Consider the following 19,104-nt stretch of genomic DNA (forward strand, 5'->3'; position numbering starts at 1 on the left):
ATATTTACTCATATAACAACCTCCTGTCAGAGGCTATTATCTCTCAAATTTTACTCTTTGTGTGGTCTAAATTTTGGGGGGCATTATAATTGAGCCAAACCAAATCTTAGGCTCATTTTTCTTAGGTTTATAACGGCCAGAAGCAATTTCAATAGTACGACTCTGAAATTTATCTCGTGGCATAATACCAATTTGAAGTGTTTTCATTTTTCCCCGCATTATTTAATACAAATAAGCCATCTAGTTTTTACCCTTTAATAAAAGGATAAGATATCACCAGATGATATTCATATTATAATGAATACTCAGCATAATAAAAAAATTATTTACTCTAATTAAGGAATATTAAAATAGAAGTATATTGCGCTTAAAATTCATTTTTCGGGAAAATTGCAAATTGCCAAAAACTCACTGTCAATAAAATCGACATCCAGTAGTCAAGTAATCCTTGACAGCTGAATGTCTTTTCAAAAACACTAATATACAATTTAATTATAATTCTGAATGTGAACCTGTACGATCCATCTTAATAATTTGAAAACGATTGATTAATTCAATAAATTAATAAGTTATTATGACTACAAGTTATTAAATTTAATTAAGACAGTAGAATAAATGATTAACCTAAAAAAATTGGAAGAACAAGGGTGGATCGAAATTGAAGGAATTTCCTCTTTAAATGATTTACTTTTAATAGCAAGAAATTTGGGTATTATTCAACATCATCCCAATGGTGAAATTGTATCCTCTCTTATCCCCTCAGATGGAAAAAACTCAATCAAAGGGACTCTCTCTAATATATACGGTTTTTCAGAGTTTCCATTGCATACTGACACAGCTTTTTGGCCTATTCCAGCAAGATATGTTGTAATGGGCATGTTCAATAAAAGTAACTGTAGCACAAGTATTTTAAACTTAACTGATTTCTTTTCAGAACCCAATCAGCAAGCCCTAAGAAAGGCCCAAAATAGTATCTATTTAATTAAAACTATCGAAGGAAAGAGATATACATCATTTTATTTCAAAAACGGCTCGAAAGATGGTTTCAGATTTGATACTAACTGCATGATCCCAGTTAATAATGAGTCAAAAATATTTCATACCGAACTTATTAAATGGTTAATAAAACAAAAAAGAAGTACTATTAATTGGAGTGGTAATAAAGCAATAATATTAGACAATTGGAAAATATTACACGGACGAGGAGCTATTCCTTACTCAGAAAGGAATAGAAAATTGATGCGAATATATGTGGGATAATATATGGGCTGGGATAGAGAATCATTGTGGACAAAATCTAGATTATATTTTGAAAGAGCTCTGAATACAGATAGAGAAGATGATAGCTTTGGTCTTTGGTGCTCTATGGGGCTGGAACTACTAGCAAGATCAGCAATAGCAAAGTTTAGTCCAACTCTTCTAGCCGAACCAGACAAAGATCATAAATATTTATTAATCGCATTAGATCTTGGCTCTGCAAAAATTTCGAGAAAATCTATTCCAACAAATCAAGTCTTGAGCCTATGTAAAACATTAATTCCTAGCTTCACCGAAGAAGAACTAAAACTCGCTTCCGCCCTTACTGGCCGACGAAATGAAGAGCTGCACTCAGGCACTGCTGCTTTTCAAGAATATTCTACCCAACAATGGATCGCCGGTTTCTATAAATGTTGTAAAATACTAGCTGAATCCCAAAGTGAAAACTTAACAAACTTGTTTGGAGATGATGAGGCCAAGATTGCCGAGGCTGTAATAAAAGATGTTGCCGATGAAGTAAAAACAAAAATTCAAAATGATATTGCAGCTTATAAAAAAGTATTTAATGAAAAAGAAGAAATAGAAAAGAGTGAACTAAAAGAAAAAGCAGAAAAGCAAAGTGAAATTATGTCTCATAAAAAGCATCATCGTGTTAAATGTCCTGCTTGTGAAAGCGCAGCTATAGTTCAAGGTGATACGTATGGTAAGGAACAGATAGAACATAAAGAAGGAGAGATAGTTGTTCGACAATCAGTTATACCTACACAATTTTCATGTATAGCTTGCGGACTCAAGTTAAGTGGCTATGGTGTGCTCTCCGCACCTAATTTGGGAAATCATTTCACTCATAGAACTCATTACACTCCTGAGGAATACTATGACTTAATTGACCCACATGATACTGAAACTTTGCGCTCATACGCGGAAGATCATGGTTATTATCATTTTAGTAATGATTAATTCAAAAAGACAGATGACAATGTAATCTCTCACCAAAGATGTTTTACATTAATTCGAGTAATTTCTGACCCCATCGATCCAATTTAATTGCAAACTTGCTTAGAGAAAAAATAAGTCTTTAATATAAATATCTTAAGATTTTAACTACAAATATATTCTTCGCCAATGTTGCTCTGAACAATAACGAAGAAATTCTTCTTTAAAATTAATTGTCAAAATGTCCTGTCAACAAACTTTACTAAAAATTAGATTTAGGGTTAAAAAATACATCCTTGTTTTCATCCTCTATAGATGTTTCGATTTTTTCTTTTTCTTTAAAAAAATTTATTTTTCTTAATTCATTTTCAATAGATAGTTTAACAAATTCATTTAAACTTATACCTTTTTCAAATGCTGCAATAGCTGCTTGTGCATGAAAATCTTCTCCAATACGTATACTAAAAGATCCTTTAAATGGTTTTTCAGGAGTTCTATCTGTTTGCTCACAAGTATCCAAATAATCATCTACAGCTTCTTCAAATGCATTTCTAAGATCTTTTGGCGTATTTCCTTCATAACTCACTAAATCTCTTATAAATTCCAGCTTTCCATATAAAATATTTTCCTCTAGATCTGTCATTATGGAGCCATAATAACCTTTATATATCATCATATTCTTCATAATAACCCCTCATCTTGGAGTTGCTCAATTATCTGCTTTACTTGGTAAGATCTCAGTATCGAGGGATTATGCGGTTTGTGTAAACTTATCATACGGTACCTATCATGTATAAAACTAACACGTGAACCACTTGTCTTACCCTTGTTACATTCTTTAAACCCCAAATTACCCAGAAGCTTAGTTAGCTCATTCCAAGTAAAATCTTTAGGGAAACTCAACAACCTGTTTTTTATTTTATCTATTTGGGTCATTGCCACACCATATAATATCCATAATAAAAGTATAGTTTAATACAGTTAATCTGCAACTAAATTTAGTTGCTTAAAATGTATAATTAAATATTAAATAATTGCGTCACTGCCATTTTCCAGCAGTGACGCAGAAATATTCGACATCACTAACCCTCCAACACTAAGACTTAAAAGATCTTTTGTCCTAACGCACCAGATAAGATAGGACAAAATATTCCTTGTAAGAGTCTTGCCCCCAGATCTGCACTTTGCTATTTTTTAGATGAAGCATGACTGATGAATCGGTGAAAATCCGATGAAACGCTTAGGCGTCTTATGCTAAGCCACTCTCATTCCCTAACTTTGTGGCTGGACGTATAGTCGGGAAACCCTTCAGGAACCTTTACCATTCGGTAAGGGGAGTTCTTCGGAACTCTAAGTCATTTCATTTGACCATGGATCAGAGATAAAGCTCTGCTTTATTGCTTTCACTTACTTTTATTTTATTGAGGAGAAAAAACCACAAAAAAACTAGCAGTACTGGCGAGATCGTTTGCCTTATAACGATTGATTTGCCCCCTTCTTCGAGCTTTACGGCTTTGCCGGGTTTCAACAGAGAGTGAACCGCTCGACCAACACTAAACAATACACAGGGCAATTTATTTTTTAACACTTTTTTGCGGATAGGAAGATGCGTACAAAATCCTTAAGACAATTCGCTAATCGACAAATCAAACAGGATAGGCAAGGTAAATACCTGTATCGGAAACACCGTGCCTATGTCATCCATAAGATGATTGATGACTTGTTTGTTATACGGCAAATGCCACCTTCATGGCAGGCGTTGCAATCTGAGCAAGTTCACAAGCTGGTGCATTACTGGAAAAAGCAGGATATCAATCCAGTCACTATTATGCGATACATGACCATCATTCGTCGTTTTTTGCAGATGAACAATTGTTCTATTGCTAATATTGATAATCAATCGCTCGAACTCTCAAGACCTAAAGCAAGAAAAAAGAGAAAGAAAACAATCTCTCCAGATATTTGGAAATCGCTTCACGATCCTATAGCCAGAATAATCATGGGCTTACAAACAGAGTTTGGACTCACTTTCAAAGAAGCAATTCTGGCTAAGCCACATATCCAAGTTAGAGAAGACTCACTTTGGATAACACGAGACATTGCTTTTAATTCCAGCGACCGTACCATACCTGTACGAACCGAAAACCAGAAAGCGGTACTCAATCTTTTTAACTGGCTCACGCAACAAGATGGTAACTTGCTCCAATTAAAATCTTATGAGGAAATCCGCATCATCTGGCGCAGTGCATTAACAAAGCACCGTTTATCCAGTACCAAAAGCTGGCGATATTTGTATGCCAAACAAATGTATTCTTGGCTGCTGCCTGAATATGAAAATTACAAGTCTTGTTTGCTGATACGTGATGAGATGGGAATAAAATCTCGAAATACACTTTGGTTATATCTTAAAGAATAAAAATTTATCTGGGACAATTGGGACATGAGGGACAGCCCGTAAATGCTGGCTTGTAGCTGTCCCAAGATGTCCCAATATTTCAAAATATTGGGACAAATAATTCTGATTTATCGAAATAAGATTACTCCCCACCCCAGATTTTATCTGTAAACATGTATAGTCTGGGTGTTCCAACTCCCTTAATTCTTGGTTTATGAGAGGGCGATCCATCTGCTGCTGGCTTTAACCAACCTTCATTCATTAATACACGGACTACCATTCTAGGCTCAAACCCCATGCATAGCTCTTTTTTAAAGACTTCCGTTAATACCATATACACGCGAAAACCTGCATCATCGGTAAGGTAAAATCCAGCACGATTCTGAATCCTTTCATTGTTTGGCGTTCTGATATTATCAAACCGACTGGCACCATGAGATTCAAAGAAGGCTCTGACTTGAGCTAATATCGCTCTGTCCTCCTTATTGCCCTCCATGCCAAAATGTTCCAGCCATGTTCTATAACATTTGTAAGCTGCATAGGTAGCCTCGCCTTTTTGCCAGCCGGTCAATCCATACTGGCTAGCCAATTCGCCAGCGACAGCAACCAAGGCAAACCGTCGGGCTACGCGGATAATTTGTCCCGTTGAATCCGGAAAGACAGCACTATTAACAAACTCTTGCATCGCGTCAGCAATGCCAGTTGCAATGCTTGATTGATTTGCCACGACCTTTTGCAGCCATGCCATCCCAACTGCACCATAATACTTACTGGAATATTCCTTTAAGGATAAGGACATTGTAGCTGGACTGAGTTGATTATGGATTTTTTCAAAAATCCCCTTATTTAAACCAGCATCAGCTTCAATATCCGCCAACCGTATCTCTTGACCCGTATTGGTTTTCTGTCCAGCTCTAGCCATCAAAGACATCAATGATTCCTCTCCAGCAGATAGAAAGAACAATGACCATCGAGACGATGGTTTGACTGTTCCATGACGTGAGGCTCGTGTTTTACCTTGACCATTGGCCAGCAAGTAAGCCGCCTCCCCTGCTTCTTTGGGATCCATCTGACTTAATTCATCCAGAATTAATAAGCCATCGTTATGCAAAGCAGCTAATCCTTCAAGTCCATTCGTAGTACTGCGCCATAATCGACAATATGCTTGGGGATTACCCCAAACCGAAGCCGCTACTTTTAAAGCAGTGCTTTTACCACTAGAAGATGCACCTCTAAAATGAAATCCACCTGAATCTTCACCAGCAATCTTTGCTAAAGCAGGAGCAAAAGCAGCGGATATAGTGAAAACTAACCGAGAATTGCCAGAGGCAAGACGGCCTATTGATTCTCGCCAATCATCTACAGTACCGGAAACAGACATAGCAGATTCAATCGCATGGCTATTTTGAAAAACAATTTTTTCAGAGGAGTGTCCGAAGATTTGTGAGGGAGTTACAAAGAGGTTTTCATGCCACCCCAATTTCTCGACACAACGTGCCCGATCTTCAACAGGAAACACCTGCAAATAGGTAGCCAGTAAATCCCGAACAACTCTATGAGGTGAAATAGTTAAACCAAGACTAGCCAATTCTCGTCTTACTTCAGAAGCGTCTCCTTGTAACAAGGCTAATGGCATTGCCCATTGATGAATGACTCCATCATCATCCTGCCACTCAAGTAATCGACCCCACTCCCCACTTTTAGCATCACGAGTTTTAGCCACAACATACAAAGGAGAACAAATCCACTTTGGCGCCATTGGATTACCGTCTTTATCTTTTCCCAAGAAAGACACACCCTGTTCATTTAATTTAAAATGACCTCCTGCATATTCGCAGATAATAGGACTATGACCGTTTTTGTTTTTTAACGTAATAATTTGATTTTGCAACATCACTGTTTCTCCGACAACGTCCAAGGAAGATAGAAACCCTATCCATCCGTGAACAATCTATTTCTTCTATGGGTTTTATTCGTTGACCAGTGAAAGCAGTTCACCTCGGTCACCAGTAGAGCGATAGATTTTCTGTTGTTGTAGAAAAGACAACACGTCACTTTTTCGATACAAAACCTTACGGCCTATTTTAAGGTAGGGAACGCCCTTTCCTTCCCAACGATTGCGCTCCAAAAGTTGAGTGGAACAATCTAAAACAGCCGCCAAAGTGTGTTGATTAAACAACGCAGAAGTTGGTGCAGATTCAAATTCGTTTAATAGTTGTAAACGAGATAGTTTTTTATTCATATGGAACCTCATCAAATGATTATTCATTCAGCTTAATGCCGACGGTATGCGTCCTGCTCGATGAATATCAGTTGACTGTCCGGCCGGATAATAGTCGTGATATTTCATTTTCCATGACTTTTACAGAACCGTGGATCCGCAAAAGTTTACTGCTCGCGATAAGTATTGCTTGGAATTTAAAAGGCCGTCAAGCCTTTTAAAGCCTGGTGATCTGATTGTTATTATATGATATTGTTTGTTACTTAAAAAATTATCTGGCAAGATTTGTCCCATTTGTCCCAAACGAACTTTTTACATTGGGACACATAAAATCTAATGTTTATAAGTTTGTCCCCACTGTCCCAATTGCCCCATTTTTTTTGTAATGGTTTACATTGAAATTAATGAAGAATACATTTGGTAATGAGACGATTACCTCCAAATTGTTAACTATCATTAACCAGGTTTTAAATTATCATTATGATTAATACTGCCGTAAACCAAAATACGCTTCATTTACTTGACAGAATATGTGATATTTCTTAGCATTCGACCCAAGTGACTAATATATAACCACTAACCTATAGTTATCACCCGATAAGTATTTCCTTTTACTTAAAACCAACAATAAAAACTCGGTGCAGTAACTCATTTTTAAATGAGGCTATTTTCTTTGTGTAACAGAAAGCTATTAGCCAGCAATAAACGGCGTGTTAAATGAAAAAATTACTATTATTGATCATTCTTTGTGTTTCCAATGTTGTAATCTCTGCAGATATAAAAACTTATAACCCTGATACTTCTTGGTTCACATCCAAACAATCCTCAATGCTATCCATAGCAAATAATCTATCCCTTCGGCATTACAATAAAAAATTAAATGACAAAGAATTTGTTAGTGAATTGCTTAAGTGCTCTTTAAAAAATAATTTTTGGTGCTCAGGAAGACTAGGTGATTGGCTTTTAGAAAAAAATGAATATTCTGATGCGTTTTACTTACTTACTCAGGCAAATGATAACTTACACGACTCATTTAGTTTTTCTCTTGGCAGAATGTATCTTGAAGGAGTTGGAGTTCTTCAAAATGAGGAAAAGGCTCTTCTCTATTTTAAAAAAGCGGCAAAAGCAGAAGTAGATCTTTCACGAGTCCGCAAATATGCTGCCTACAATGTAGGAGTAATCTACTCTCAAAAAGAATTAAAGAAAAAAAATAATAACATTACGAACATAACTAAAGCTTATGCTTGGTTTAAGGTATCAAAAGCTTTGGGATATGATGCTGAAATAAAAGTTAATGAGGTTTTAAAAGAATATCTTGCTTCACATAAAGGTTTACTTAAAGCCGATAAACTAGCTACTCAAATATGCTCCACAATACCTAATTGTCATTAACTCCAGAGAGAAAGTTAAATACAATAATATAAGATAAGATTGATAATCTATAGGAGCTTATGTAGCCGGGGTGAAAGTGCTAATGTAAGTATTTCAATGCTGCAGGGGCGGCATACAATTGATGGGAAAGTTTATTAATAACACAATCAAACCCATTCCATCCAAAAATTTAGTCTTCATATTCTTTATTAACGCATCTGCCTCTACAGCAGGCACAAATTGCATTTTTATTTATTGCCATAGTAATTTGATTAACAAGTCCTTGAAAATATATAGTAATACTTTTCAAAATAAAAAAACAAAATATACCGATTATAATAAATTCAATATGCTCCTTTAAATAATTAAATATTAAATAAATAATGGAGAGTGAACTGTAAAATAAATTCAGTGTATCTAATGATGGATTAGAAAGTTCTCTTAGGATACCGAAGAAGATAGACACAATCATCAGCCCTATGTATAAAGTCAAAAAAAATGTCCATAATCCAGATAGTATGGCAGATAGTTTGGTTTTAAATGATCTGTTAAAATAAGCCCCTAATAAATTTCCTGTAGCAAATAAAAGTATTATACAATTTATTGTACTATTACCTGACAAACAAAACGTCAGCAGGATGATTATACCGACGATAGATACCATGGCTAATGTATCGTTTAGTGCTGATAATATTCTAACATTTGATTTAATATAAAAACTCTTTACGTAGTTAAATATTTTAAAGCCAATTTTTTTGTTACTCATTTTTACCACTTATTAAATTACTTACAAATTATATATAAAACATTCATTAAACTTAATTCACAACACATACGCCATGTGTTCGTTTTTAATTATAGGTACTTCAACATTAAGCTAATATGCTGAGAAACTACAAAAACTCAATTCGCAATTACCCATGCCACTTGAAATGAAACGTGCAGAGTAGCAAGTGATCGATTTTTATTCAACTTTTTCTTGCCTTGGCAACAAATTTTGACTCTATCCTAAACTCTAAAAACTTCCCCATAATTGAAGAACAGCCAATGGAGAAGTGCTCCACTAAAAAATATACCATTTGAATTGGAGCGCGTCCCCTTGGTGTCGCAATTATGATAAAACGCCGATTCAATGATTTAGCACATTGTGTTAGGTTGGAAATCTTTTAGCCAAGTTAACTTGAAACAAGTATATAAAAACTACTATACTGTACATGTACAGAAAATATGGAGAAAACCATGCAAACAGTGTCTTATACTCATATGCGCGAACATTTATGTGAAATCATGGAAAAAATCGCCAATGGTGAGCAAATCTGCTTTACTCGCAAAGGTCAAAAACCTTTTATTATAGGAAAGATTGGCACACCGACAGAGGCTCAACTTGAAGAAGCAAAGTACAAGAAGCGTGCTCAGACGATTGCTAAACTAAAAGAACGACATGCAGCCACTATTAAAGCTTTAGCGGATAAATAATGGAATTAATTTTTTTAACTGTAGAAGATGTAGTATTTATTCAAAGTGAAATATTATCTAATGCTTCGGTTACTGATTTAGGGAAACTTGAATCCGCGCTTAAACGTGCTGAACAGTATCATCACTATGAACACATCAATAATATTATTGAGTTAACAGCTATTTATATTATTGGCATTGCTAAAGCACATGCTTTTCCCGATGGTAATAAACGAACTGCCTTCCTGAGCGCCACTTATTTTCTTGATTTGAATGGGTATGCCTTGGAGGAAAATAGTGAATTGCCAGATATTATTGAACAGGCAGCTTCTGGCGTAGTTAATAGACATCGGCTCGTTGAGCTTTTAAAACCTTATATTTATTCAAATGAATAAGGTCAGTTAAATCCCGTTTGCAAGCAACGATCTAAAATAACTGCCTCTGATATGAAATATGCTTACTGCCCTTGCTCTATTTTCTTTCCTATACAATTTGCAATTATCTTTCAACTTGTGAATATCCTTTTGATTTTAAACAGAGGGCTTCAAATCTTGATTGCTCATATGCACCATTCACGCTGTTTTCAAAATAACTTTGTCGCATATCTTTTTCACATTCATAAAAATCCTTTGTTTTTTGCTGCGGAGAAACATCAGGATTTTCCCAATATACTTGAGTACATCCTGTTAGAACCAGAACAGTTAAAATTAGATATGCTTTCATATTCATACCCTCACTACATTGAAAAAAGTATAATTTAATTAATTAAATTGTAGTATAAATTATCAATCTAAATAGTTATGAACAGCTGAAACAAAAATTACCAAAATTTCATATTATTAAAGAATATGTTAGCAAGCGCAACCTTTATTTAGACTACGTCTAATAAAGGCTAATCTTGCAATATACAGGCACGTCAAACTGTTAAATAAATGCCTGAACCCAAGAAGAAGACGAATTGATCTAATTTAGTTCCACATATATAATTGATCAATTTTAATACTTCAAGCCATTATGAAAATCTCAAGAAGTACAATTTTCACCCTTTTTGTTATAATTTTCTTTCAAAATTCAATTATTAATGCCCAAAGTAGTTTAAAAACAATTACATGCCCTAAATTTGTTGAATGCACACCAAAATCTAACTCAGATAAGCTAAGCCTTTGTAATGCTGAAATAAGTAATAATCAAGATTTCTTCTATAATTGGCAGAAGCCTGATTATCCAATATTAATTGACGATATATCACCTTATTCTCAAAAACACCCTGGCATTTATAAATTTTTGAGCGCTAATTGCAAACGATATAATCTAGGGTTTGAATGTCTTTGTAAGTATAAGAGACAGGCTCCCTTTCCTGATTATTTTACGATTGGCTTAAGAAGACAGGCAAATCTATTACCAATGGTACCGACCGAATGGCTAAATAAAAAAAATCACTATATTTGTAAAAAATCCCCAGAAATGTGCCTTCTAATTGAAGATAAAAGTATAATTAGAATTGAAAGTGTTATAGAAAGGTCAGATATGCCTACTTATATAGATATTGAACTTGCAACACAAGATTCGAATAAAATAGAGTTATCTAAACCAGATTTTTTAGACAGCAGTATCTTGCATAAATTTACATTCTATATTGAAAAAAATAAATTAATAGATGCATGTAAATCAAAGAAACAGTGCAAAATATATATTAGAGCTCGGAAATCAAAATCTAGTGACTGGCACATCGGCAGTTTTACTGTTGATATTGAGAATGACTATCAAATTATTTCACTTAAACAATTTAATGATCATCCAGAATTTACAATGCGTTTAAACCAACCATTTTCCAGAACAATTTCTATAAACTCTTCATATTCGTGGTAGACCGACATAAGAGAGAGCAATCGAATGTCTAATTAATCAAGTATTAAATTTATAGTCTTCATCCCCAAAAGCCGGCTCCGGAAATAACTTGGCAGCAAGTAAATTGGGTCGTTTTGACCTGAGAGATCGTCACCTTTTTTAACAATAGAGAGCAAATAGCACCAATTTAAATTGGTTTTACTCAAAATCACTCAGATCCGTTCAGTAATACACTGATTCTTAGCCAAAAATATTTTTCAAAAAAAGGTGACGATCTCTCAGGTCAAAACGACCCAACTTACTTGCTGGGCTATTCTATGTTTAAATACACTATCTCATGAAGTTGGGGATCAGATACTTTATCGTGAGGCCCAATATTCACACTCCATTCAATATCAAAAGCTGATTGTCCTTGAGAAATAATTTTTTTTGTAACAGAGCCAGAGAGAAGTCCATTCAATGGCTCTCCTGTAAAGGAGTATATTGGTTCATCTTGCCTAGTGTTTTGCGCTTCTAAAGATGACAGGGAATTACTGAATGGTAAATTAACTCCAGCTGGAATAGCTCCAAATAAACCTGTCGTAGGTAATAAGTCACTTGGGAATGAATTGTTCTGAGTTACACTAGTTGGTATTTTTGGGGTTACAGGGGTATGTATTGCTCTTGATTCTATTTGAAAAGGACTAAGTAAACTCGACGTAGTGCTGATTCCATTAGCAGTTATGTAAGTTGGTTCCCACTTATACAAAATAAATGGTATTGAAATTCTTGTGCTCCAATAAATTCTTGTTTTTTCTTTTTTAATAAACTGTGGTGGATAAATTTGCCAAATTCTATTTTCACGCAGAAGCCCTTGTTCAACAGAACGAAGTTTTGCATTTTCATATTTTCGAATAATCTGATCCCGTAAATTCATAACATAGTAAAAGGAAGTGGGGTTTCCTTTCTCAAAAAAATATTTATTGGATAGTTGTATGTAATTTTTTAGGGTCTTTTCGGAAATATGTGTAGTTAAAGCATTTACATGTCCGATTAAACTTTGAGTGTTTATAAGTACGGTAACATTGCTGGTATTTTTTATTTTTTCTTCAATATATTTTTTTAATTCCCCATCATTAGTCATAAAAAAAAGCTTGCAATCCACATCAGCTTTTTGAGTTGAATCAACTAGCTGTAAAAATATTTGTGCAATAATTGAATCTCTAAACCCTTTTTCCTCTTCATCTGCTGAAAAAGGTGCAAGTCTAAAGCAAGCTCTATCAATAAGATTTTTCCAGTCCACATCAGAAGTATTTAAATTTAACACTTGAATTTTATGGCTAATGATTTGATTATTGATGTGTTCATCTATTTTATTTTTTATAATATCTTCGTTGACTACCTGAGAAGATCCAAGGAGATCATTTAACTTAGATACAGCAGGTAATAATTCAAATGCCCCCCTCATCATCTGGTGCTGTCTTTCCATAACAACAACTTCAGGTAAATACCATGATAAATCAACATCTTCTCGTTCTGACTCCCTTTTTATTAATGCACTAATTTCTTTATTAAATAACTTATTATTAAATTTTGTGAAAAGCACATTGGTATCAAAAACGACTTTAATCGTCGGTATTTTTTTATTCATTCAAAAAACCATTAAACAATTGATAATCCATCTTACACTCAATAATTAATATCACTTTGTAAAATTAAGTTTATCATGATTTATTCTGATTTTTTTATTAACTAATCTGCGACACAGATGCGACACAAAAACAGACATTCTCAAGAAAATTTCATAACTTATTGATTTTACAATGCCGCTGCGCAGAATCGAACTGCAGACCTTTTGATTACGAATCAACTGCTCTACCAACTGAGCTACAGCGGCTTAACGATTAGTATACTTTAGTGTGTTGATGTTGCAATACCACTCCGATGGTCCAGTCGGCGTTCTTGTTTTGTGGTAGAAAATTGATTTGTTGATCGTTTTTGATTCCGTATCCATTTACAATGAGGGCATACAAGTAGGACGGTAACATGCAGTAGTTGTAGAGCATAAAATTGTCTGGGTTGGTTTCTTCTAATGTAGACCATTTTTGATGGCAAATGTTTTGATCGGCTAAGTTGAAAAGCTCACTCATGGTGAATTTATTTTTGTTGAATGAGAATAGTTTGTCATGCAACATGGAGGTAATTCCTCCTAGAATATACCACTTGTCTACCGGGTTTGATTTTAGTATACCGTTCACTTTTTTAGACACGTAATGAACATCATTAACAAGTATGCTGATTTCATTTTTACACAAGCTTGCATCCCCCTGTCCCAAATGCCCCCTTGGTAATTCGAACTCTTTAGGGTAACAGTATTTTAAATCAAAATACTGATGTCCCATTTCATTTTGACCTAGACCAAGAAAACTACGGGAGTAAATCGTATAGGTTTTACCATATATAGACATAGTCACTAGATCTCTGCCTTTAAAGACGCCTCCATCCTTAATGGGTATAACAATCTGTACTGAAGCTCCACCGATATCCATGACACCAGTTGGCGTAGTATCTTGTTGATTGAATAAGTTTAATTGATAATTTATAGCAAGCCAGGCAAACACCCCTTCTTCTGTCCCTGAAATGGTTCTTGCCTTGATTAAGCGCCAATAATACTGTTTATCGAACCAATCAGCCACGAGCTGATTGACATTTTTGTGATGCGTTTTAGGTAAAAGTCTCATACCTCCAGTTGAATAAAAATACACTGGCATAGTCACAGCTGGTGCATCAGCAAATAGCTTTTCCATGTATACTGATATGGATTTGTGTTCATGCTCTATGGTTGATAAGCCTGGCACAGCTTTCCTGTTCCAAATTTCCTTAATATCAATTGGAGTATTAGTATCATCTAGAACGTATGAATAAATGTGCAACCGAGAGCCCGTACTTCCTGCATCGATAACTGCAATACAATGACGATTAATGCAATCCGATTTTTCTGCAAATACTGAAAAAGAGAGCGAACAAGTAATAATTATCCATATGATGAACTTATGCATATTGCTTCCTTACATCCCATCAACATCTCATCATATATTATCCACTCGGACAGGTCAAAACTACAAAACCACCTATAATCTATACAATATGTAAAAATCAATAACTTTTAATTTATTAAATAGATAATCACTTTTTTCTTTTAATTGGAAAAATATTATGCTATAAACGCGGACTTTTTTAGAAAATGAAAGCAGAAAATTAGTTTTTTTTTACAAAAGAAATGTTTTAAATTACTAGAGATAAATATAACATAAAGGGTTCACCCAATTAATTTTGAGAGAATATACAGCCTGTGAAAAATAGCATTCCTACGCTATCTAAGCCAATTAAAGATAGTGGTTATCGACGAGGATTAAAGGACCGCCATGTTCAACTTATCGCTTTGGGTGGGATTATTGGATCCGGGTATTTTTTAGGGACTGGAGAAGTCATCAATCTCGTCGGACCATCCGTTTTCATTGCCTATTTGCTTGGCGGATTGATTATCTTTTTAACCATGCTTTGCATGGGTGAGTTGGCTGTTGCAATTCCTATTTCTGGATCATTTGTTACCTATACCTCTGACTTTATATCTCCCGCAGTAGCTTGTGGAGTTGGATGGTCCTATTGGATAAGTTGGGTCGCCTATATTCCTGCTGAGTGCGTTGCCGGTGGAATTATCATGGAAATGTTTACTGGCATAAACGGCTACTTATGGGCCATTTGTTTCGGGTTTATCATTACTTACATTAACTTAGCAAAAGTAGATACCTTTGGTGAAATTGAATTTTGGCTTGCACTTATCAAAATTGTCTCTTTACTGGCTTTTGTTGTTTTAGCAACTCTTATATTTTTTGGCTTAATCCATGGCTCCGAGCCAACGGGAATCATTGGATTAAAATACTTAACAGGAGATGGTGGTTTACTTCCAAATGGTGCAATGTCCCTGTTAACCGCCATGGTGCTATTGCTGGTGAATTATCAAGGCTCTGAGATCATTGGCTTGGCAGCTGGGGAGTCAGAAAACCCTGCGCGTATGATACCTCATGCAATACGCAACGTTACATTGAGGATTTTATTTCTTTATATCATTCCAGTCTTTTGTTTGGTTTTAATTTTCCCCTGGCAGAAAGCGGGCTTGTCCAACTCAGTATTTGCTGATGCACTTAATTTTTATGGCCTGAAATGGGCTGGCGCTGTGACGAGTTTCGTCACTCTTTCAGCAACTTTATCTTGTGCCAACTCAGGATTTTATGGCACTGTGCGTTCGTTAAATGCTCTAGCTCGTGATGGAATGGCTCCTCATCCATTTTCTAAGTTTAACGAAAATGCGGTTCCCCAGAATGCAGTGATAGCCACGTTAATTGGTGTATGGGTACTTTTAGGCGTTGGTTATTTTTTTGGGCAAACTAAACTCTATATCGCTTTGCTTTTAGTCTCTGGTTTTACTGGTACTTTAGCATGGTTGTCTTTATGTTTGTCTCAGATTAACTTTAGAAACCGCTTATACAAAGCTGGCTATTCAACCAAAGATCTTAGATATGTGACCCCCTATTCTCCCTATACCGGTATACTTGCAATTATTCTCATGATTGGCGCTCTGTTTTTCTTAGTACTTAATAAAGATCCGATGTACAAAGTATCGTTTGGTATTGGCGTGGTGAGTTTTGTTGTCCCAATGATTATCTATAAATTATTTGATATTGCTAAAGTAAGACGTAAAGCTATGCATGTTAAGAGTCGTGTCAAATTCCAGGATTTATTCCCGCCACAGTGATTTCAGTGTAAGGGACAGGCCCCAGTGAGGAGGTCCGTGTCCCTAACTGGCAATAGAAAGTAATCGAGCCGCGACCGCAAGGGCTGAGAACCGACTCATTTTTTAAAATGGGGCATTTATACCAAAGGTCGGGGGCTTCGCCTAATGGCCTGCCTTAAGCAGTGTCATTCGTGAAAGCGGATAGTTCGGTATCCGCTTGCTGACGCGCGCGGCTCGGTTCACTTCCTGCTGTGACTAGGATTTGATTCAGACAGCAAAGAAGAAACCGAGCCGCGCGCGTCAGCAAGCGGACCGATGCGGGCCGTATAGATGAACCTAATGGCGCTGCTTAAGGCAGGCCATTAGGCGCGAAGCACCAGACCTACGCTTACTAACAATCAGAGAAGAGATTAGTTAGGACACAATAATAGGAGTCGATTCCTCAGCCGTCAGAGAGCGGGCCTAACTAATGTAACTTTTGACCATTAGGTACGCTAGGTTCAGTGGTTATTAAGCATATGTTGCCTTTCTCATCTGAAAAACCTACCAACAGAAACTGAGAAATAAAACCGGCGATATTCCGTTCACCTAAGTTAACGCACCCCACCACTGAGCGACCAATTAGGCTTTCTGGAGTATAGTGTACTGTGACTTGTGCCGAAGTTTGAAGAACACCGATTTCTGCTCCAAAATCCACCCATACTTTATAGGCAGGTTTCTTTGCTCTTGGAAACTCTTCCACCTTCACAACAGTGCCTGATCGCAACTCTACTTTTTCAAAGTCTTCATAGCTTATGATCATGTTACTTCTACCTTACCAGAAAACGATTTAATTACTGACTTCTTCAATGCCTTCTACACTATACTCTGGAACTAAGCTCTTCAATAAAATTAATAGCTCATCCTCTTGGTATTCATGACAAGCCGTATTCATCATGCGCATGGTTTGTGATAAATCATTCCAATCCAACTCTCGAAATTTTGCCTTAAACAACTTCGAATGTTGAGTCGTAGCCAGTTGTTCGCTTTCATGGAATAATTCTTCAAACATTTTTTCACCAGGCCTTAACCCAGTGTATTCAATCTGAATATCTTTGCCAGGTTCTTTACCTGCTAACCGAATCATCTGCTCAGCTAAATAACTAATTTTAACTGGGTCACCCATGTCTAAAACAAAGATTTCACCACCATAACCATTAACCATGGCTTGTAAAATCAGTTGACATGCTTCAGGAATAGTCATGAAATATCGTTGCATATCAGGATGGGTAACGGTGATTGGCCCACCTTGCTCAAGTTGTTTTTGAAACAGTGGCACAACACTCCCAGCAGAGCCTAAAACATTACCAAAACGCACAGTGATAAACTGAGTTTCCGACCTTAAATTTAGATTCTGACAATAGATTTCAGCAACTCGTTTGGTCGCCCCCATGACGTTAGTCGGATTTACAGCTTTGTCCGTAGAAATCAGTACGAATTTCTGAACTTGGAAGTGAGCACTGGCTCTAGCAACAATTTGAGTTCCTAGGACATTGTTTTGTACTGCAACTCTGATTTGATTTTGCAACATAGGAACATGTTTGTAGGCGGCAGCATGGAAAACCAGCTCTGGTTGGAAACGACGGAAAAGATCATTGACTGCAACTTCATCAGTAACATTGATTAAACATAAATCAACTGGAGTATTTGGGAATTTAGTAAGTAATTCTTGTTCAATTTTATACAAATTAAATTCACTGTTCTCAACGATAGCTAATCTCTTTGGGGATAAAGCCATTATTTGACGGCAAAGTTCAGAGCCTATAGATCCTCCGCCCCCTGTAACTAATATCTGCTTACCGAAAATAGAGTCAGCTATCTTATCCCAATCAAGCACAACTTGATCTCTGCCCAATAGATCTTCTATGTTTACAGGTCGTAGTGCATTTACCTCTACCCTTCCAGCTGCTAAAGCTAAAATACTTGGTAAAGTCCTAAATGCAACTTTTGTCTGCTCACACAATTGGACAATTCTTCTCATGACTGCCGAATTTGCAGAAGGAATTGCTATAAAGATTAGGTCCACTTGATGACGATTTACAATTTCTGAAATTTGCTCAATGGTTCCTAAGACCCGCACACCATGTATTTCTAACCCTCTCTTACTGGTATTGTCATCCACAATACCCACAGGTTTATAATAGCCAAAGCGCTTTAAATCTCGTATTAACCCTTCCCCTGCAAGACCAGCACCGATGACGAGAACCTTTTTAATCTCCTCCTCTTTGCCTTGCTTATTAGGTCTATCCCATTGCAATCGGACCATTAGGCGTCCACCACATAGAAAGGTAGTTAGGATAATGGCATAAAGTGGAAATACTGATCTTGGAATATAGTGCAATATTGACATTGAATAGAACACAGGAATGATTAAAATGACTGCGGTGAAAACTGATTTTATAATCCTAACGACATCATTTAATGATGCAAAGCGCCATAATCCTCTGTATATTTTGAAATAATAAAAGCAACTTATCTGTACAATTGCGAGTAAAGCCAAAGCAGAAAACGAATGCACTGAGGTTAAACTACTGGGATTTGTTTGTAAGTTAAATCGTAACCAATAAGCGATATACCAAGACACTGGAATTGCTGATACGTCAAACAATATAACTGGTAGTTTAGAAATGAATTTGTCTATAATTTTTATTATTTTTTGCAACATAGTACACTGTACTTATCCCTAATAAGATACGCATACTACACTAAGTTACGCTAAGTCGCATCAAAATTTAGCAGGACTCACGCCCCCCTCCCATCTCCTCGTTAAAAATTGATTTTAATTCAGTCGTTTAGTGTATCTAAACG

Annotated in this window: 18 protein-coding genes and 1 tRNA gene; 8 read left to right on the forward strand and 11 right to left on the reverse strand. The window is 36.0% G+C overall.

The features are described 5' to 3' along the window. The first annotated feature begins 615 nt into the window (after nucleotides 1-615). Complete coding sequence (locus tag Lwal_RS00475) at nucleotides 616-1,260, forward strand: hypothetical protein (RefSeq protein WP_058478970.1); 645 nt, start codon at nucleotides 616-618, stop codon at nucleotides 1,258-1,260. Nucleotides 1,261-1,263: 3 nt separating this feature from the next. Further along, nucleotides 1,264-2,217, forward strand: a complete 954-nt coding sequence (locus tag Lwal_RS00480; protein WP_058478971.1) for a hypothetical protein — start codon at nucleotides 1,264-1,266, stop codon at nucleotides 2,215-2,217. A gap of 238 nt (nucleotides 2,218-2,455) precedes the next feature. Here the strand turns inward: Lwal_RS00480 and Lwal_RS00485 are convergent, their stop codons facing one another. After that, nucleotides 2,456-2,878: a type II toxin-antitoxin system HicB family antitoxin gene (locus tag Lwal_RS00485; protein WP_065235631.1), complete on the reverse strand. Its 423-nt coding sequence runs from the start codon at nucleotides 2,876-2,878 to the stop codon at nucleotides 2,456-2,458. Continuing rightward, nucleotides 2,875-3,129: a type II toxin-antitoxin system HicA family toxin gene (locus Lwal_RS18145; protein WP_058478972.1), complete on the reverse strand. Its 255-nt coding sequence runs from the start codon at nucleotides 3,127-3,129 to the stop codon at nucleotides 2,875-2,877. Before Lwal_RS18145 ends, Lwal_RS00485 begins: the two co-directional genes overlap by 4 nt. A gap of 670 nt (nucleotides 3,130-3,799) precedes the next feature. Between Lwal_RS18145 and Lwal_RS00500 the strand changes: the two genes are divergently transcribed. Next, entirely contained in the window at nucleotides 3,800-4,609 is an 810-nt protein-coding gene (locus Lwal_RS00500) for an integrase domain-containing protein (protein ID WP_058478974.1), read from the forward strand. A 121-nt stretch (nucleotides 4,610-4,730) separates the two neighbouring features. Here the strand turns inward: Lwal_RS00500 and Lwal_RS00505 are convergent, their stop codons facing one another. Both Lwal_RS00505 and Lwal_RS00510 read right to left on the reverse strand, forming a co-directional pair. Further along, nucleotides 4,731-6,482, reverse strand: coding sequence for a DUF927 domain-containing protein (locus Lwal_RS00505; RefSeq protein ID WP_058478975.1), 1,752 nt, complete (start codon nucleotides 6,480-6,482; stop codon nucleotides 4,731-4,733). Nucleotides 6,483-6,557: 75 nt separating this feature from the next. Continuing rightward, nucleotides 6,558-6,830 carry a MerR family transcriptional regulator gene (locus tag Lwal_RS00510; RefSeq protein WP_058478976.1) on the reverse strand — a complete coding sequence of 91 codons (273 nt, stop codon included), beginning with the start codon at nucleotides 6,828-6,830 and terminating at the stop codon, nucleotides 6,558-6,560. 696 nt (nucleotides 6,831-7,526) lie between these two features. On the opposite strand from Lwal_RS00510, the gene Lwal_RS00515 reads away from it, so the two are divergent. Beyond that, a complete protein-coding gene (locus tag Lwal_RS00515) occupies nucleotides 7,527-8,201 on the forward strand; it encodes a tetratricopeptide repeat protein (protein WP_058478977.1) in 675 nt (224 codons plus the stop codon). A 169-nt stretch (nucleotides 8,202-8,370) separates the two neighbouring features. Here the strand turns inward: Lwal_RS00515 and Lwal_RS00520 are convergent, their stop codons facing one another. Further along, a complete protein-coding gene (locus Lwal_RS00520) occupies nucleotides 8,371-8,946 on the reverse strand; it encodes a hypothetical protein (RefSeq protein ID WP_058478978.1) in 576 nt (191 codons plus the stop codon). Nucleotides 8,947-9,419: 473 nt separating this feature from the next. On the opposite strand from Lwal_RS00520, the gene Lwal_RS00525 reads away from it, so the two are divergent. Both Lwal_RS00525 and Lwal_RS00530 read left to right on the forward strand, forming a co-directional pair. After that, the gene (locus Lwal_RS00525) at nucleotides 9,420-9,656 is read left to right on the forward strand and encodes a hypothetical protein (RefSeq protein WP_035893860.1); all 237 of its coding nucleotides are present in this window, start codon (nucleotides 9,420-9,422) and stop codon (nucleotides 9,654-9,656) included. Further along, complete coding sequence (locus Lwal_RS00530; protein WP_058478979.1) at nucleotides 9,656-10,030, forward strand: type II toxin-antitoxin system death-on-curing family toxin; 375 nt, start codon at nucleotides 9,656-9,658, stop codon at nucleotides 10,028-10,030. Before Lwal_RS00525 ends, Lwal_RS00530 begins: the two co-directional genes overlap by 1 nt. A gap of 103 nt (nucleotides 10,031-10,133) precedes the next feature. Here the strand turns inward: Lwal_RS00530 and Lwal_RS00535 are convergent, their stop codons facing one another. Beyond that, entirely contained in the window at nucleotides 10,134-10,358 is a 225-nt protein-coding gene (locus Lwal_RS00535) for a hypothetical protein (RefSeq protein ID WP_058478980.1), read from the reverse strand. 291 nt (nucleotides 10,359-10,649) lie between these two features. Between Lwal_RS00535 and Lwal_RS00540 the strand changes: the two genes are divergently transcribed. Next, complete coding sequence (locus tag Lwal_RS00540; RefSeq protein ID WP_058478981.1) at nucleotides 10,650-11,504, forward strand: hypothetical protein; 855 nt, start codon at nucleotides 10,650-10,652, stop codon at nucleotides 11,502-11,504. A gap of 289 nt (nucleotides 11,505-11,793) precedes the next feature. Here Lwal_RS00540 and Lwal_RS00545 read toward each other — a convergent pair whose 3' ends face one another. The 3 genes from Lwal_RS00545 to Lwal_RS00555 all read right to left on the reverse strand — a co-directional run bounded on the left by Lwal_RS00545 (nucleotide 11,794) and on the right by Lwal_RS00555 (nucleotide 14,521). Next, entirely contained in the window at nucleotides 11,794-13,113 is a 1,320-nt protein-coding gene (locus Lwal_RS00545) for a PIN domain-containing protein (protein WP_058478982.1), read from the reverse strand. A gap of 173 nt (nucleotides 13,114-13,286) precedes the next feature. Next, nucleotides 13,287-13,359, reverse strand: a tRNA-Thr gene (locus tag Lwal_RS00550). A gap of 7 nt (nucleotides 13,360-13,366) precedes the next feature. Continuing rightward, nucleotides 13,367-14,521 (reverse strand): acetate and sugar kinases/Hsc70/actin family protein, encoded by a 1,155-nt coding sequence (locus Lwal_RS00555; protein WP_058478983.1) that lies wholly within the window; start codon nucleotides 14,519-14,521, stop codon nucleotides 13,367-13,369. A 293-nt stretch (nucleotides 14,522-14,814) separates the two neighbouring features. Between Lwal_RS00555 and Lwal_RS00560 the strand changes: the two genes are divergently transcribed. Further along, nucleotides 14,815-16,278: an amino acid permease gene (locus Lwal_RS00560; RefSeq protein WP_058478984.1), complete on the forward strand. Its 1,464-nt coding sequence runs from the start codon at nucleotides 14,815-14,817 to the stop codon at nucleotides 16,276-16,278. A gap of 445 nt (nucleotides 16,279-16,723) precedes the next feature. Here the strand turns inward: Lwal_RS00560 and Lwal_RS00565 are convergent, their stop codons facing one another. Together Lwal_RS00565 and Lwal_RS00570 are read right to left on the reverse strand one after the other, a co-directional pair. Further along, nucleotides 16,724-17,059, reverse strand: coding sequence for a tRNA-binding protein (locus Lwal_RS00565; protein WP_058478985.1), 336 nt, complete (start codon nucleotides 17,057-17,059; stop codon nucleotides 16,724-16,726). Between the two features lie 27 nt (nucleotides 17,060-17,086). Next, nucleotides 17,087-18,961, reverse strand: a complete 1,875-nt coding sequence (locus Lwal_RS00570; RefSeq protein ID WP_058478986.1) for a polysaccharide biosynthesis protein — start codon at nucleotides 18,959-18,961, stop codon at nucleotides 17,087-17,089. Nucleotides 18,962-19,104 lie beyond the last annotated feature (143 nt).

It is taken from the genome of Legionella waltersii (assembly GCF_001468085.1).
In the GTDB taxonomy this organism is placed as follows: Bacteria; Pseudomonadota; Gammaproteobacteria; order Legionellales; family Legionellaceae; genus Legionella; species Legionella waltersii.